At 73.4% G+C, this 13,709-nt stretch carries 13 protein-coding genes; 5 read left to right on the top strand and 8 right to left on the bottom strand.

All coding sequences use genetic code 11. The annotated features are described in order from the left end of the window. The first annotated feature begins 479 nt into the window (after nt 1–479). Both ppdK and OG310_RS24370 read left to right on the top strand, forming a co-directional pair. Entirely contained in the window at nt 480–3,116 is a 2,637-nt protein-coding gene (gene ppdK, locus OG310_RS24365; protein ID WP_329460352.1) for a pyruvate, phosphate dikinase, read from the top strand. 687 nt (nt 3,117–3,803) lie between these two features. Further along, on the top strand, nt 3,804–4,553 hold the full coding sequence (locus OG310_RS24370) for a GNAT family N-acetyltransferase (RefSeq protein ID WP_329460353.1): 750 nt from the start codon (nt 3,804–3,806) through the stop codon (nt 4,551–4,553). Between the two features lie 217 nt (nt 4,554–4,770). Here OG310_RS24370 and pcaB read toward each other — a convergent pair whose 3' ends face one another. From pcaB to OG310_RS24395, 5 genes are all read right to left on the bottom strand, one after another. Beyond that, nucleotides 4,771–6,033, bottom strand: a complete 1,263-nt coding sequence (gene pcaB / locus OG310_RS24375; protein WP_329457996.1) for a 3-carboxy-cis,cis-muconate cycloisomerase — start codon at nt 6,031–6,033, stop codon at nt 4,771–4,773. Then, nucleotides 6,020–6,640 (bottom strand): protocatechuate 3,4-dioxygenase subunit alpha, encoded by a 621-nt coding sequence (gene pcaG / locus OG310_RS24380; protein WP_329457997.1) that lies wholly within the window; start codon nt 6,638–6,640, stop codon nt 6,020–6,022. The genes pcaB and pcaG overlap by 14 nt, the downstream gene beginning before the upstream one ends. Next, nucleotides 6,640–7,410, bottom strand: coding sequence for a protocatechuate 3,4-dioxygenase subunit beta (gene pcaH, locus OG310_RS24385; RefSeq protein ID WP_329457998.1), 771 nt, complete (start codon nt 7,408–7,410; stop codon nt 6,640–6,642). Before pcaH ends, pcaG begins: the two co-directional genes overlap by 1 nt. Continuing rightward, entirely contained in the window at nt 7,407–8,144 is a 738-nt protein-coding gene (locus OG310_RS24390) for a CoA-transferase subunit beta (protein ID WP_329460354.1), read from the bottom strand. Before OG310_RS24390 ends, pcaH begins: the two co-directional genes overlap by 4 nt. 125 nt (nt 8,145–8,269) lie before the next feature. Further along, complete coding sequence (locus OG310_RS24395; RefSeq protein WP_329457999.1) at nt 8,270–9,115, bottom strand: CoA transferase subunit A; 846 nt, start codon at nt 9,113–9,115, stop codon at nt 8,270–8,272. Between the two features lie 189 nt (nt 9,116–9,304). Here OG310_RS24395 and OG310_RS24400 point away from each other — a divergent pair, with 189 nt between their 5' ends. Beyond that, the gene (locus OG310_RS24400) at nt 9,305–9,748 is read left to right on the top strand and encodes a MarR family winged helix-turn-helix transcriptional regulator (RefSeq protein ID WP_329458000.1); all 444 of its coding nucleotides are present in this window, start codon (nt 9,305–9,307) and stop codon (nt 9,746–9,748) included. 177 nt (nt 9,749–9,925) lie between these two features. On the opposite strand, the gene OG310_RS24405 is transcribed toward OG310_RS24400, so the two are convergent. After that, on the bottom strand, nt 9,926–10,585 hold the full coding sequence (locus OG310_RS24405; RefSeq protein ID WP_329458001.1) for a class F sortase: 660 nt from the start codon (nt 10,583–10,585) through the stop codon (nt 9,926–9,928). A 310-nt stretch (nt 10,586–10,895) separates the two neighbouring features. Continuing rightward, entirely contained in the window at nt 10,896–11,630 is a 735-nt protein-coding gene (locus OG310_RS24410; RefSeq protein WP_329458002.1) for a hypothetical protein, read from the bottom strand. Nucleotides 11,631–12,144: 514 nt separating this feature from the next. On the opposite strand from OG310_RS24410, the gene cutA reads away from it, so the two are divergent. Together cutA and OG310_RS24420 are read left to right on the top strand one after the other, a co-directional pair. Continuing rightward, nucleotides 12,145–12,510: a divalent-cation tolerance protein CutA gene (gene cutA, locus OG310_RS24415; protein ID WP_329458003.1), complete on the top strand. Its 366-nt coding sequence runs from the start codon at nt 12,145–12,147 to the stop codon at nt 12,508–12,510. Further along, nucleotides 12,507–12,938, top strand: coding sequence for a gamma-glutamylcyclotransferase family protein (locus tag OG310_RS24420; protein ID WP_329458004.1), 432 nt, complete (start codon nt 12,507–12,509; stop codon nt 12,936–12,938). Before cutA ends, OG310_RS24420 begins: the two co-directional genes overlap by 4 nt. Before the next feature lie 16 nt (nt 12,939–12,954). On the opposite strand, the gene OG310_RS24425 is transcribed toward OG310_RS24420, so the two are convergent. After that, nucleotides 12,955–13,584 (bottom strand): SanA/YdcF family protein, encoded by a 630-nt coding sequence (locus tag OG310_RS24425; RefSeq protein WP_329458005.1) that lies wholly within the window; start codon nt 13,582–13,584, stop codon nt 12,955–12,957. Nucleotides 13,585–13,709: the final 125 nt, after the last annotated feature.

Genomic DNA, 13,709 nt, shown 5'->3' on the forward strand with positions numbered 1-13,709 from the left:
TTCGCCACGTATGATTCGCGTTTTGCTCATATGAGCACTCGCGGCCCGTTTCTGAGCCCGAAGGGGTGGCACCCAGTGCCACCTCCTCGGCGTTCGACACGTGAACTCAGACGTCGTTGTCATCGCTCATATGAGCGGTTGGCGTCATGGGGGAGTCATTGTCCCTTCGTGTCCTGAAGGAGCCGGAGTGGCCCGGCCGCCCGACGACGCTTTAGATCCGGTGGCGGACGGGTGGTTATGGCCGTATGACAGACAGGTGGACATCTCCAGAAGCCTTTGATCTGGGTATGTTCCTCGCCGTCAGGGCAGCCACCGCGTCCCGAGGAGTCGAGACCGTGTCGGAAAACAAAGATCGGCCGGCGGAGCAGTCGGAGCAGACAGCGCCCGCGGAGCAGACCGAGCGGGCGGGCACGAGCGGCAAGGCCGAGGCCGCGGCCTCGGAGAAGTACGTCTACGACTTCACCGAGGGCAACAAGGGCATGAAGGGGCTGCTCGGCGGCAAGGGCGCCAATCTCGCCGAGATGACCAACCTCGGCCTGCCCGTCCCGCCCGGCTTCACCATCACCACCGAGGCGTGCAAGGTCTACCTCTCCTCCGGCAGTGAACCGGCCACGCTGCGCCGCGAGGTGAGTGCGCACCTCGCCGCCCTGGAAGAGACCATGGGCAAGAAGCTCGGCCAGAGCGACGACCCCCTCCTCGTCTCCGTGCGCTCCGGTGCCAAGTTCTCCATGCCCGGCATGATGGACACGGTGCTCAACGTCGGCCTCTCCGACGACTCCGTGGCGGGCCTCGCCGCCCAGGCCGGCGACGAGCGCTTCGCGTGGGACTCGTACCGCCGCCTTATCCAGATGTTCGGCACGACCGTCCTCGGCGTCGGCGGCGCACTCTTCGAGGAGGCCCTGGACGAGGCGAAGCGCGGGCGCGGCGCGGCGACCGACGTCGAACTGGAGGCGGCGGACCTCAAAAAGCTCGTCAAGGTGTACAAGAAGATCGTCTCGCGCGAGGCGGGCCGCGAGTTCCCGCAGGACCCCCGCGAGCAGATGGACCTCGCCGTCCGCTCGGTCTTCGAATCCTGGAACACCGACCGCGCCAAGCTCTACCGGCGCCAGGAGCGCATCCCCGGCGACCTGGGCACGGCCGTCAACATCGTCGCAATGGTCTTCGGCAACCTCGGCCCCGACTCGGGCACCGGCGTCGCGTTCACCCGTGACCCCGCCAGCGGCCACCAGGGCGTCTACGGGGACTACTTGCAGAACGCGCAGGGCGAGGACGTCGTCGCGGGCATCCGCAACACCGTGCCGCTCGCCGACCTGGAGACCATCGACAAGGTCTCCTACGACCAGCTCCTCGGCATCATGCGGACGCTGGAGAACCACTACCGCGACCTGTGCGACATCGAGTTCACCATCGAGCGCGGCACGTTGTGGATGCTCCAGACCCGGGTCGGCAAACGCACGGCGGGCGCGGCGTTCCGTATCGCGACCCAGCTCGTCGACCAGGGCCTGATCGACGAGGCCGAGGCGCTGCACCGCGTCAACGGCGCCCAGCTCGCCCAGCTGATGTTCCCGCGCTTCGACGACGACGCGAAGCGGGACCTCCTCGGCCGGGGCATCGCCGCGTCGCCCGGCGCCGCCGTGGGCAAGGCCGTCTTCGACTCGTACACGGCCATCAAGTGGTCCCGCTCCGGCGAGAAGGTCATCCTCGTACGGCGCGAGACCAACCCCGACGACCTCGAAGGCATGATCGCCGCCCAGGGCATCCTCACCTCGCGCGGCGGCAAGACCTCGCACGCAGCGGTGGTCGCGCGCGGCATGGGCAAGACCTGCGTGTGCGGCGCCGAGGAGCTGGAGGTCGACACCAAGAAGCGCTGTCTGAGCGTCGGTTCGCGGGTCGTCGAGGAGGGCGACGTCATCTCCATCGACGGCTCCACCGGGAAGGTCTACCTCGGCGAGGTGCCCGTCGTACCGTCGCCCGTGGTCGAGTACTTCGAGGGACGGATGCACGCGGGCGCGGAGGAGGCCGGTGAACTCGTCGAGTCCGTGCACCGGATGATGGCGTACGCCGACCGCAGGCGCCGGCTGCGGGTACGGGCGAACGCCGACAACACCGAGGACGCGCTGCGGGCCCGCCGGTTCGGCGCGCAGGGCATCGGCCTGTGCCGCACCGAGCACATGTTCCTCGGCGAACGCCGCGAGATGGTAGAACGGCTGATCCTCGCCGACACCGACGAGGAGCGCGACGCCGCGCTCGGCCAGCTTCTGCCGCTGCAGAAGGCCGACTTCGTGGAACTGCTCGAAGTCATGGACGGGCTGCCCGTGACCGTACGGCTGCTGGACCCGCCGCTGCACGAGTTCCTGCCCGACATCACGGAGTTGTCGGTACGGGTGGCCCTCGCGGAGTCCCGCAAGGACCACAACGAGAACGATCTGCGGCTGCTCCAGGCCGTGCACAAGCTGCACGAGCAGAACCCGATGCTCGGGCTGCGCGGCGTCCGGCTCGGCCTGGTCATCCCCGGTCTGTTCGCCATGCAGGTCAGGGCCATCGCGGAAGCCACCGCCGCGCGCAAGGAGGCCAAGGGCGACCCCCGCGCCGAGATCATGATCCCGCTTGTCGGCACCGTGCAGGAGCTGGAGATCGTACGGGAGGAGGCCCTGGGGGTCATCGCGGACGTCGAACGGGCGACGGGCACCCGGCTGAAGATCGCCCTCGGCACGATGATCGAGCTGCCGCGCGCCGCGCTCACGGCCGGTCAGATCGCGGAGGCCGCCGAGTTCTTCTCGTTCGGCACCAACGACCTGACACAGACCGTGTGGGGCTTCAGCCGCGACGACGTCGAGGCCAGCTTCTTCACCGCGTACCTGGAGAAGGGCATCTTCGGCGTCTCCCCGTTCGAGACCATCGACCGCGACGGCGTGGGCGCGCTCGTGCGGGACGCCGTGGAAGCGGGCCGGGCCACCCGGCCCGGCCTCAAGCTCGGCATCTGCGGTGAGCACGGCGGGGACCCCGAGTCCGTCCACTTCTTCCACGAGGTGGGCCTCGACTACGTGTCCTGTTCGCCGTTCCGCATCCCGGTCGCCCGCCTCGAGGCGGGCCGCGCGGCGGCGTCGGGCGCGTAACACCCCCTGGTGACAGGGGAGTCCGAGCGGGGGCCGTTCGCCCCCCTGACCGGAAGGGACGGCGGGCGGGGGCACCCGGCGTCACCGAAAAAGAGCCACCGGAGCCACCGGACCCGCGACCCCCTCACCGACGCGGGTCCGGTGGCCCCGGTCCACGAAGAGGCGGGCGCCGTGCGGGGCGCCCGCCTCGTGCGCCTTCTCCCCGCTCACGGCCGCTCGGCCCGGGAGCCTGTCCCCGCTCACGAGCGCCCGGTTCAGGGCCGCCCGGCTCATGGCCACCGCCGGGCTCGCCGCCACCGCCACCGCCACCGGGCCCGGGGCCCGTCCCGCACCGCACGGCAAAGCCCGTGGTGGGCCGCCCGCCCGCGCCGTACGCCAAAGCCCGTGGTGGGCCGCGCGCCCGCGCCGAAAACTGCCTTGTGCCGTCCGCGCCGGGCGTGGCACGATGCGAGGCGTCACTCCTCCCCGCGCATCCGTGCGCGACCTCACGGCTAGGACCGAAGACCTATGGACCCGGCGCCCCTCAGCGGCCGCCCCCGGCACTGAGCGGACACTGCTCCCGCTCTCTGCGTCCTGCCTGCCCGTACCGGGCACGGCGGCCCCACGTGCGGTGCCTCGCGCACCGTCCCGGCGTGACGCCCGGGAGACACCTGTCGCTTCTGTTCTCACGTGAGGTCGATCAACACCGTGGACACCCCTGTCCAGAACTTCGCCGTGGCCAACCTCCGCCGCCGCCCCGTGGTCGTCGAGACCGCGGGCTTCGTCGCGGGATTCGACCCGGACACCACCAGCCCGTACATCAACTACGCCACGCCGCTGCCCGGCGCCGAACCCACCACCGCCGATGTCGCGGCGCTCGTCGGGGAGTTCCGCGCACGCGGACTGAAGCCCCGCCTGGAATTCGCGCCCGTGGCCGCGCCCGCCGTCGAACCCGCCCTGCGTACTGCCGGGTTCATCACCGAGGAGGAGCACGTCTACCTGGTCTGCACGCCGGGCACCCTGACCGCTCCGGCTCCCGGCGGTCCCGCGGCGGACCTCCCGCGCACCGACGACGAGTACGCCGTGCTCGACGCCGCCCTGTGCGACGCGTTCGACGGCCAGTTCGCCCCCTCGCCGGAGGGGGCCGCCCGGTTGCGCCGCACGCAGGAACGCGGGGGAGCCGTCCGTCTCGTCCGCACCCCGGACGGCGGGTGCGCGGGCGGCGGTTCCTGCTCGCCCCCGGCCGTCGGCACGTCGGAACTGGCGGGGGTCGGCACCCGCCCGGCCCATCGTGGCCAGGGAGTCGCGGCGGCGGTCGTCGCGTCCCTGACGGAGGCGATGTTCGGCGCCGGCGCCGGGTCGGTGTGGCTGGAGTACTCCGGCGACGGCTCGCGCCGCGTGTACGAACGCCTCGGCTACCGGCCGGCGGGCAACCGCCTGTACATCTCGCTGCCGTAACCCGGACGGAGAGCCCGGACGGTCGTCCCGGAAGGGGCGTCCGCCCGGGCCGGTGGGATGCGTGACGCGGCGTACGGCGGCCGAAAGGCCGTAGGACACATACGACACGCAGGACAGGCGTGGTGGCCGTGCGTCCGCCCCGGGCCCCAGGGCACGCGGGGCGGCCGTGCGGTGGCCGGAAGCCGGGCCCGAGCGACCGTGCCTGATCATCCCCGTGTCACGTCCGTTCCAGCGCGCGGTCCACCAGGGCGCCCGCCGCCCCCGACCAGCGCTCCGGGGGCAGGAGGTCCCCGAAGCCCGCCGCCTCGGCCACCTCCGCGAACGGTGCGTCCGCCGCAGCCGCGCGGTCGATCAGTTTCCCCACTTCCTGCTTGCCCAGCTCCGTCGCGAAGCGCTCGCTGACGATCAACCCGCCCGTCAGGGAGAGGTTGCGCGCCATACGATCCGGGAAGATCCGCAATCCGGACGCCAGTTGAGCCGTGTGCTCAGCCGAACCGCCCGCGAGGCGCAGGAGTTCACGCAGCGGGGTCCACTCGGCGTGCCAGGCACCGGCCGGCCGCTCGTCCTCGGCCGGAACCGCGCAGAGCAGGACGGACAGGTGGGCGGGTGCCTGCCGGGCGGCGGCCGCCACCAGCGTCGCGTGCACGGGGTTCGCCTTGTGCGGCATCGCCGACGAAGCGCCGCCGCTGCCTTCCGCGACCTCGGCGACCTCCGTGCGCGACAGGGTCAGCACGTCCACGGCCGTCTTGCCCAGGGCCGAGCAGGCGAAGGCGAGCGCACAGCCCAGGTCCGCGACCGGGGTGCGCAGGGTGTGCCACGGCAGCACGGGTTCTGTCAGGCCGAGTTCCCGGGCGTACGCCGCCGCGTGGGCTAGCGCGGCCGCGCCGCCCAGCGCGGCCAGTGTGCCCGCCGCGCCGCCCAGTTGGGCGGGCAGCCGTACCGCCGCCAGGCGGTCGCGGGCGTCCAGGACCAGCGAACGCCAGCCCGCCGCCTTCAGCCCGAACGTCGTCGGGACCGCGTGCTGCGTCAGGGTGCGGCCCGGCATCACCGTGTCCCGGTGCTCCGCCGCGAGGCGCGCCAGCGCGGTCGCCGTACGCTCCAGATCCGCCAGGATCAGCCGCCGTGTCCGGGCTGCCACCAGCATCAGCGCGGTGTCCAGGATGTCCTGGCTGGTCGCGCCCCGGTGCACGTACCGCGCCGAGGGCGCGCCGACCGCGCCGCGCAGCGCCTCGGCCAGCGGGATCACCGGGTTGCCGCCCGCGCGGGCACGCAGGGCCATCTCCCGTACGTCCAGCCGGGCCCCGGCCGCCGCGATCGCCTCGACGGCCTCGCGCGGCGCGCCCTGTGCCCGGGCGAGTGCGGTCTCCGCCGCGACGAGGGCCCGTAGCAGCGCCGCGTCGCCGGTCGCGGACTCGGCCGCCGTATCCGTGGCGGCCGACGTCAGCAGCCCGAACAGCCCGCCGGCTTCAGTGGAACTCAAGGAAGACCGTTTCCCCTTCTCCCTGCAGGCGGATGTCGAAGCGGTAGGTACGGTGCCGCGCCGGCCCCTCCTCGCGGCGTGCCACCAGGGTCGCCCGCCGCGCCGGGTCCAGCGCCCCGAGCAGCGCGTCCCGTCCGTCCGTCAGGTACACCCGCGTGTAGAGGTGGTGGGTGAGGCCGCGCGCGAACACGCACACGCTGAGATACGGCAGCGGCTCCGGCACCCGGGGGGGCAGGGTCCGCAGCGTGTAGTGCCCGTCCGCGTCGGTCGGGACCCGGCCGAAGCCGGTGAAGTCCACGCCGTTGCGTCCGAGGAACCCGCCGGTCACCCCGTCGCGCCGCATCGATCCCGGCAGGCCCGTGCCGGGGCCGCCCTGCCAGAACTCCAGCAGCGCGTCGGGCACCGGCGCCCCCGCGCCGTCGTACACGTGACCGTGCACCGTGACGGCCTCCGGGTGCCCGGCGGGTGCGATGTCACCGCCACCGGGGAACGGCAGCGCGTACCCGTAGAACGGGCCCACGGTCTGCGAGGGCGTCGGCGCGGAAACCGGCGCCGGGGCCGGCCCGGACGTCGGTACGGATGGCGTTGCGGACGTCGGCTCCGGCATCAGCGACCCTCCTCGATCCAGGTGGCGGACGGTCCGTCCAGCACGATGTCCCAGCGGTAGCCGAGCGAGAACTCGGGCCGTGACAGCTCGTGGTCGTACGTCGCGACGAGCCGCTCCCGCGCCGCCCGGTCCGTCACCGACTGGAGGATCGGGTCGTAGGGGAACAGCGGGTCCCCTGGGAAGTACATCTGCGTCACCAGGCGCTGGGTGAACGCCTGCCCGAACACGGAGAAGTGGATGTGCGCGGGCCGCCAGGCGTTGTCGTGGTTGCGCCACGGGTACGCGCCCGGCTTGACGGTCGTGAAGGAGTACGTGCCGTCGTCGCCGGTGAGGACCCGGCCGACTCCGGTGAAGTGGGGGTCCAGCGGCGCCGGATGGTCGTCGCGCTGGTGTGCGTAGCGCCCGGACGCGTTCGCCTGCCACAGCTCGATCAGCTGACCGGCGAGCGCCCTGCCGCGCCCGTCGAGGAGCCGGCCCGAGACGGTGATGCGCTCCCCGAGCGGCTCGCCGTGGTGCTGCCGGGTCAGGTCGCGGTCCAGCGCGGTCACGTCCGTGCTGCCGAACACCGGACCGGACAGCTCGACCGTCTCCGGGTCTCCGTCGGCGGCGACCGCCACCAGCGGCTGCCGCGGGTGGCGGAGCACCGAACTGCGGTACGGGGCATAGGAGCGCGAGGGGTGGTGGGCGGCGGGAGCGCCGTCCGCGCGGCCCTTCTCGTACGCGTCGCGCGCGGCCCGGATCTCCGCCGATATCTCGTCCTGGGTGGTCATGACGCCTTCCTCCCCGCGGCCTTGAGCGTGCGCAGCGCGGCCAGCTCACCGGCCGTGGGCGGCGCGGTCGTGGCGACGTCGGGGGCGACCTTCAGGTCCCATCCGGTCGCCGCCCTGACCTGGTCCACCGTGACGCCGGGATGGGTCTCGGTCAGCACCAGCTCCGAGGTGGCCGGGTCGGGCCGCAGGATGCCGAGGTCCGTGATGACCGCGACGGGCCCCTCGCCCCGCATCCCGTACTTGGCCCGGTCGCCGGGGCCGGAGCCGTGGCCCATCGTCGTGACGAAGTCGAGCGTGCCGACGAAACCCCGGGGGGTGTGGCGCAGCACGAGCAGGACCTTCTTGCAGTTCGCGGCGATCTCCGGAGCCCCGCCGGCGCCCGGCAGCCGGGCCTCGGGCCTGTCCGCGCCGCGTGCGACGACCGTCGTGTTGACGTTGGCGAACCGGTCGACCTGGGCGGCGCCGAGGAAGCCGACGTCGATCCTGCCGCCCTGGAGCCAGTAGTTGAACATCTCCGGTACCGCGACGACCGCGTCGGCGGTGTCGGCGAGTTCGCCGTCGCCGATGGACAGCGGCAGCCGGGTCGGCCGGGAGCCGATCGTGCCCGACTCGTAGATCAGCACGAGGTCGGGCTCGTGGGTCGCGCGCGCCAGGTTCGCGGCGGTGGACGGCAGGCCGATGCCGACGAAGCAGGTACGTGAACCGGCCAGTGCGCGGGCCGCGTTGACCTCCATCAGCTCGTCACTGGTGAAACCGCCGGCGCGCCTCGCGTCCTGGTCCACACCGCCACCGACGCCACCGACGCCGCTGGTGCCGTTGTTGTCGCTGCCGCCGCGCGATGTCTCTCCGGTCGCGTCGCTCATCGTACGGTCGCCTCCGCTTCGCTGCTCCCGGCGCCGGCCGCGCCCCTGACCTCTGTGTCCAGCCAGCGCGTGAACGCCTCACGGTCCCGGGCGATCGCGTCCCACGCCGTGTAGAAAGCGTTGTCGCGCTCCGAGTAGCCCGTCGCGTACGAGGGGTGCGCACCGCCCGGCACGACGCTCACCGCGTCCACCACCCAGTGCGGCAGCACCACGGCGCCCGGTCGCGGCTCCAGCGCGTCCACGACCTCCTCGACGGTCACCAGCGAGCGCCGCGCGGCGAGGACGGCCTCCTTCTGCACGCCGGTCAGGCCCCACATCTGCACATTGCCCGCGCGGTCGGCGCGCTGCGCGTGGATGATCGCCACATCGGGGTTGAGCGCGCGTACCGCTGCCAACTCCTCGCCGGTGAACGGGCAGACGACCGTCGCGACGGTGTCCGTACGCGTCGGGAGGTCGGAGCCGCGATAGCCGCGCAACGTGGCGAAGGGCAGCCCGGAGGCGCCCGCCACATAGCGGTTGGCCATCCCCGCGTGGCTGTGCTCGTCGAGCTCCAGCGGGCGGGGCCAGCCGTTCTCCACGGCGTCCCGGAACCGGTGCAGCGACCCGACACCCGGGTTGCCGCCCCAGGAGAAGACCAGCTTGCGGACGAGGCCCGCCCCGATGAGCTGGTCGTAGACGACGTCGGGGGTCATACGCGCGAGTGTCAGGTCGGTGATGCCCTGGCGGATGATCTCGTGCGCGGCGGCGAACGGGATCAGATGGGTGAACCCCTCCAGCGCGACGGTGTCCCCGTCGTGGACGAGTTCCGCCACGGCGTCGTGGAGGCTGCGCATCCCGGCCATCCGGCCTCTCTCTCCTCGGATCACCGGAGCGGTGACCGCTCCGCGTGCTCGTTGTTCAAAATGCTCTGTGTACTGACGGTTCTCTACTGAACCCGTACACTTCCAGGCAGTTCGGCGGTCGTCAATAGCTCAGTACACGGAGCAAATGAAGTATTGGGCACGGTTATCCAACAGCGGAGTGTGGGGCGCATGGCAGCGGTCGATCTCAGTACGCACCCCGGTCACCTGGCCCGCAGACTCCAGCAGGCGCACACGTTGCTCTGGTCGACGCTCGTCTCGCAGGAGACCACCTCACCGCAGTTCGCCGTGCTCAACACCCTGGTGGAGAAGCCCGACATCGACCAGCGCACGCTGGGCGAGGAGGTACGGCTCGACCGCTCGACGGTCGCGGACGTCGTCGCCCGGCTGGCCCGGCGCGGCCTGCTGGAGCGGGTACGGGACCCACTCGACGGGCGGCGCAACGTGCTGCGCGCGACAGCCGAGGGGGCGAGGGCACACCGCAGGCTCGCCGCCCGGACGGAGGCCATGAACATGGTCTTCCTCGCACCGCTGGAGGAGGACGAGCGGGCGACGCTGCTGCGGCTGATCGCGCGGGTCGCGGACGAGGCGGAAAAAGTTCGCGACCGGGCGTGAGGTCTTCGGCGGTGCCGGGGCCGCGTGCTGGTGGCGTCGGGCGCAGGCGCCGCCGTCGGGCACGAGGTCCGAGCGCACGGCGGCCGTGGCGGCGGCCGACGCCAGGTGGAGCACGGCCGCGGCCACCTCGGGAGGCCGGCCGTCCGGCCGGGCGGCGACGCGTGCCGCCGTCGCGGCTCAGCCCCGGACGCCGGTGAGGTGGGCGTAGGTGACCACGTTGCCCTCGTAGCCCGTGCTCGGCGAGAAGCCGCCCCCGCAGGTGATCACGCGCAGTTCGGGGCGGTTCGCCGCCGCGTAGACCTTGTGGTTGGGAAAGGCGCTGTTCTTGTAGACCTCGACCGCGTCCACGCCGAACACCGCTGTGCGCCCGTCACGCCGGGTGATCTCGATCCGGTCGCCCTTGCGGAGCGTGCCCAGGTTGTAGAAGACGGCCGGGCCGCGCGCCGTGTCCACATGGCCTGCCACGATCGCGGTGCCCTTCGCGCCGGGCGTCGTCCCCCGCTCGTACCAGCCCGCGAGATCGCCGCGGGAGGCCGGGGGCGCGTCGAGGCGCCCGTCCCGGGTCAGGCCGAGGCCCGCCATCGGGGCGTCCACGCCGATACGCGGGATACGCAGCCGTACGGGTGCCGACGCCGGCAGCGGTGCGGGACCGGGGCGTGCGTGGGGGACCGCCGCCGTGCGCCCCGCGCCGCCGGGCTCCGCGTGGCCCGCGAAGGCCTGCGTCACCGTCGGAGCGGGTGGTGTCACGGGCCGCAGCCCCGTCTGTACGAGCCAGAGGCCGACGCAGGCGGCCGTGGCCAGCCCCCAGGCCCTGCCCTTGGCGCCGTTGGCGCTCATGCCGTGACCCTTTCTGCCCGGGCCGGGACCGGGACCGGGGACGGACCGAATGAACGGGTGGAGCGGGTGAGTGGGTGAAGACGACGCGGCTGCTGGGGCCGAGGCCGAGGCCGAGGCCGATGACGCAGCCGAAGCAGAGGGCGAGGACGCGGCCGGCGGGGCGGTGCAGCCGGGGGCCGACGCAGCCGTGCGCGGCGGATCGGACGGGAGAGCCGTGGCATGGAGGTCCCCGCCCGCGTCAGCGAAAAGCGTGACGAGGGCGGGGACTTGGGGCGGGTGCGGGCATTCGGCGGGTGGGATCCGCGGCCCGTCAGCTCTGCGTGCCGCTCGCCCGGCGACGCAGGAGCCATACCCCGCCCACGGCGGACCCGGCCAGAACGGCCGAACCCACCGCGACCTTGGGGACATCGACATGCACACTGCCGCCCACCCCGGTATGGAGGTGGCCGTGCGGTATCCCGGAAGGCGGCCCGGCCGGCCGGGCCGGCCCGGCCTGGTCGTCGGATCCGGCCTGGTCGTCGGATCCGGCCTGGTCGTCGGATCCGGCGGGCCCGACCGGGTACCCGGGGGCGGCCGGACGCGCGGACTCCTCGGGGTCGCCCGGGAGGAGCGACGCGCCGGGATCGTCGGGCGCCGGCGGCAGCCCGGGGTCCTCCACCCGACCGGTCTGCTTCTGGCTCCCCGCATCGAGCGGCGGCGACGCGGAGTGACCTGGCACCGCACCCGCGCTCGCCGCGGCCTTCGGGTCGTCCTGGGCCTGGTCGCCGTCGTCGGGGGGCAAGCCGTCCGACCCCGGTGCCACGTCGTCCTCGCCCGCACCGGCAACCGCCGTGCCTGTGCCCGTGCCCGGGGCCGTCGCGTCGGGCCCGACGGGCCCGGGCACGGGCACGGCCTTGCGGGCGACCGACGCGGGGGCGGCGGCCGGGGGACCGTATCCCGGCGATCCCGCGAGCGCGGGTGACGTGCCCGCGGCGGCCAGACCGAGCGACGCGGCGGCCAGTGCGGCACCGGTCATCAGGCGGGCGGTGCGGGCGGTCCTGGGCATGCTGTCCTCCGGGAAAGGGTGGTGTCTCCTCTCCAGAGGTAAGGCGTGCGGACGCCCCCGCGCCTGCTGAGGGCGTATCAGATGGCCGCCCCGGGGGAGCCCGGCCTGGGAGGGCTCGCGGCATCGCCGCAGTTCAGCGCGGGCTCCCTGCGTCACGGCCACGATCCCGGCCGCCTCGCGCCGAACGGGTGACGTGTTCCGCTTCCGCCGGAACGGGAACCCCTCGGCACGGGAACGGGAACCCCTCGGCGTCGCGGACCCGAGGGTCGGCAGCGCGGCCGGACCGCCGGTCGCCGCGCCCCGGCTCTCCCGCCGCCGCGGGCCCCGAGGACGGCACAACGGCACCGGACGGCCGGACGGCACGGGACGGCACAGAACGACGCGGAGCCCGGGGAGTCCGCGGTCCCTGGCGACCACGGCGACTCCGGCGACCGTGCGATCCCTTCGGCCCTGCCGCTTCGTCCCCTACCGTTGCCGTCCTGTGTCCCATCGGCCCCGACCGAAGGAGCGTTCCGTGCCCGACCCCGGTGCTTCGCGTCCAGCGACCCCGCCTGCGGGCGACTCGTGCCTGGTGGTGCTCACCACGACCGACAGTGCGGCCAAGGCCGAGGCGTTGGCGGCCGGCGCCGTCACGGCCCGCCTCGCGGCCTGTGCGCAGATCTCGGCGCCCGTCACCTCCGTCTACCGCTGGGAGGGCGTCCTCCGTACGGACCGGGAGTGGCAGATCGTCTTCAAGACGACCCACGACGTGTACGACGCGCTGGAGGCGCATCTGCGTGCCGCACACGACTACGACACCCCCGAGATCGTCGCGGTGCCCCTCGTGCGCGGGAGCGCGGACTACCTGGCCTGGGTGGCGGAACAGACCCGTACCTCGTGACCGGGCCACCCTTCTTCGTCTACGGCACGCTCCGCGCCGGGGGCGCCCATCATGACGCGTTCCTGCGCGGCAGGACGGCGGGCCCGCCGGTCGCGGCCGTCCTGCCGGGGGCAGCGCTGTACGAAGGGCCGGGCTACCCGTACGCGGTTCTGGAAGCGGCCGACGGCACCCTCGGCGCCGCGGCCGGCGAGCTGGTGACGGCCGCGCCCGGTGCGTACGCCGGCCTGCTCGCGGCGCTGGACCGGCTGGAGGGCTTCACCGTGCCCGGAGCACGGAACAACCTGTACGAGCGGGTGTACGGGCCGACGCGCACGGATCGCGGGGTCACGGTCATGGCCTGGGTCTACGTCGCTCCCCCGGATCTCGCCGCGGAACTGCGCGCACACGGCCGCCGCGTCCCGCACGACGACTGGCGGGCCCGCCCCTGATCCGGAGGGGCGCCGTTCAGCCGGAGCCACTCGTTGCGGAGGAGGACGCGAGCGCTCGCGCGACGCCGTGGTCCTTGGGGCCGAGGAACGTCGGGGCGGGCCGTAGCATCGCGTCGAGTGACGCCTTGTCCGCGGCCAGGACCTCGCGCGCCTCGCCGTAGTACCAGGTCACATCGTGCGGATCGGACGCCGGGACGCCGTACGCCTCGATGCCCGCCGCCCGGCACAGCGCCAGCGCGCGCGGCACGTGGAAGCCCTGGGTCACCAGGACCGCCCGCCGCACGCCGAAGATCTTCTCGGCGCGTGTACAGGAGTTCCAGGTGTCGAAGCCCGCATAGTCGTCCACGACGCGGGCGCGCGGCACCCCGTGCCGGACGAGATACGCGCTCATCGCGTCCGGCTCGTCGTAGTCCTTGGTGCTGTTGTCGCCGCTGACCAGCACCACCTTCACCTTCCCTGTCCGGTACAGCTCCGCGGCCGTGTCCAGCCGGTGCGCCAGGTACGCCGTGGGAGTGCCGTCGCGCAGGCCCGCGCCGAACACCACCGCGACGTCCGTCGCGGGCACGTCCGCCACCGTCCGCATCCGGTCGCCGGTGCTCAGATGCAGCCACGCGGCGGGCGCCAGCGCCAGTGCGCAGACCCCCATCACCGCCTGGGTCAGACGCCGCTGCCAGCGCCGTGTCCGCAGTGCGGCTCGTACCGCGCGCAGTGCCCGCGCCGCCCGTCCCGCCCGTCGCGCAGGCCCCGCCTGTTCCGAAGACCCCACCCGTT

This window comes from Streptomyces sp. NBC_01497 (genome assembly GCF_036250695.1).
Classification (GTDB): Bacteria; Actinomycetota; Actinomycetes; order Streptomycetales; family Streptomycetaceae; genus Streptomyces.

What these genes read in the sequence shown, in the direction of transcription:
- OG310_RS24405 (WP_329458001.1), bottom strand. Translation starts at nt 10,585, where the DNA reads ATGAGCGCCAACGGCGCCAAGGGCAGGGCCTGGGGGCTGGCCACGGCC.
- pcaG (WP_329457997.1), bottom strand. Translation starts at nt 6,640, where the DNA reads ATGCCGGAGCCGACGTCCGCAACGCCATCCGTACCGACGTCCGGGCCG.
- pcaH (WP_329457998.1), bottom strand. Translation starts at nt 7,410, where the DNA reads ATGACCACCCAGGACGAGATATCGGCGGAGATCCGGGCCGCGCGCGAC.
- ppdK (WP_329460352.1), top strand. Translation starts at nt 480, where the DNA reads ATGAAGGGGCTGCTCGGCGGCAAGGGCGCCAATCTCGCCGAGATGACC.
- OG310_RS24400 (WP_329458000.1), top strand. Translation starts at nt 9,305, where the DNA reads ATGGCAGCGGTCGATCTCAGTACGCACCCCGGTCACCTGGCCCGCAGA.
- OG310_RS24395 (WP_329457999.1), bottom strand. Translation starts at nt 9,115, where the DNA reads ATGGCCGGGATGCGCAGCCTCCACGACGCCGTGGCGGAACTCGTCCAC.
- OG310_RS24390 (WP_329460354.1), bottom strand. Translation starts at nt 8,144, where the DNA reads ATGGAGGTCAACGCGGCCCGCGCACTGGCCGGTTCACGTACCTGCTTC.
- OG310_RS24410 (WP_329458002.1), bottom strand. Translation starts at nt 11,630, where the DNA reads ATGCCCAGGACCGCCCGCACCGCCCGCCTGATGACCGGTGCCGCACTG.
- OG310_RS24425 (WP_329458005.1), bottom strand. Translation starts at nt 13,584, where the DNA reads ATGGGGGTCTGCGCACTGGCGCTGGCGCCCGCCGCGTGGCTGCATCTG.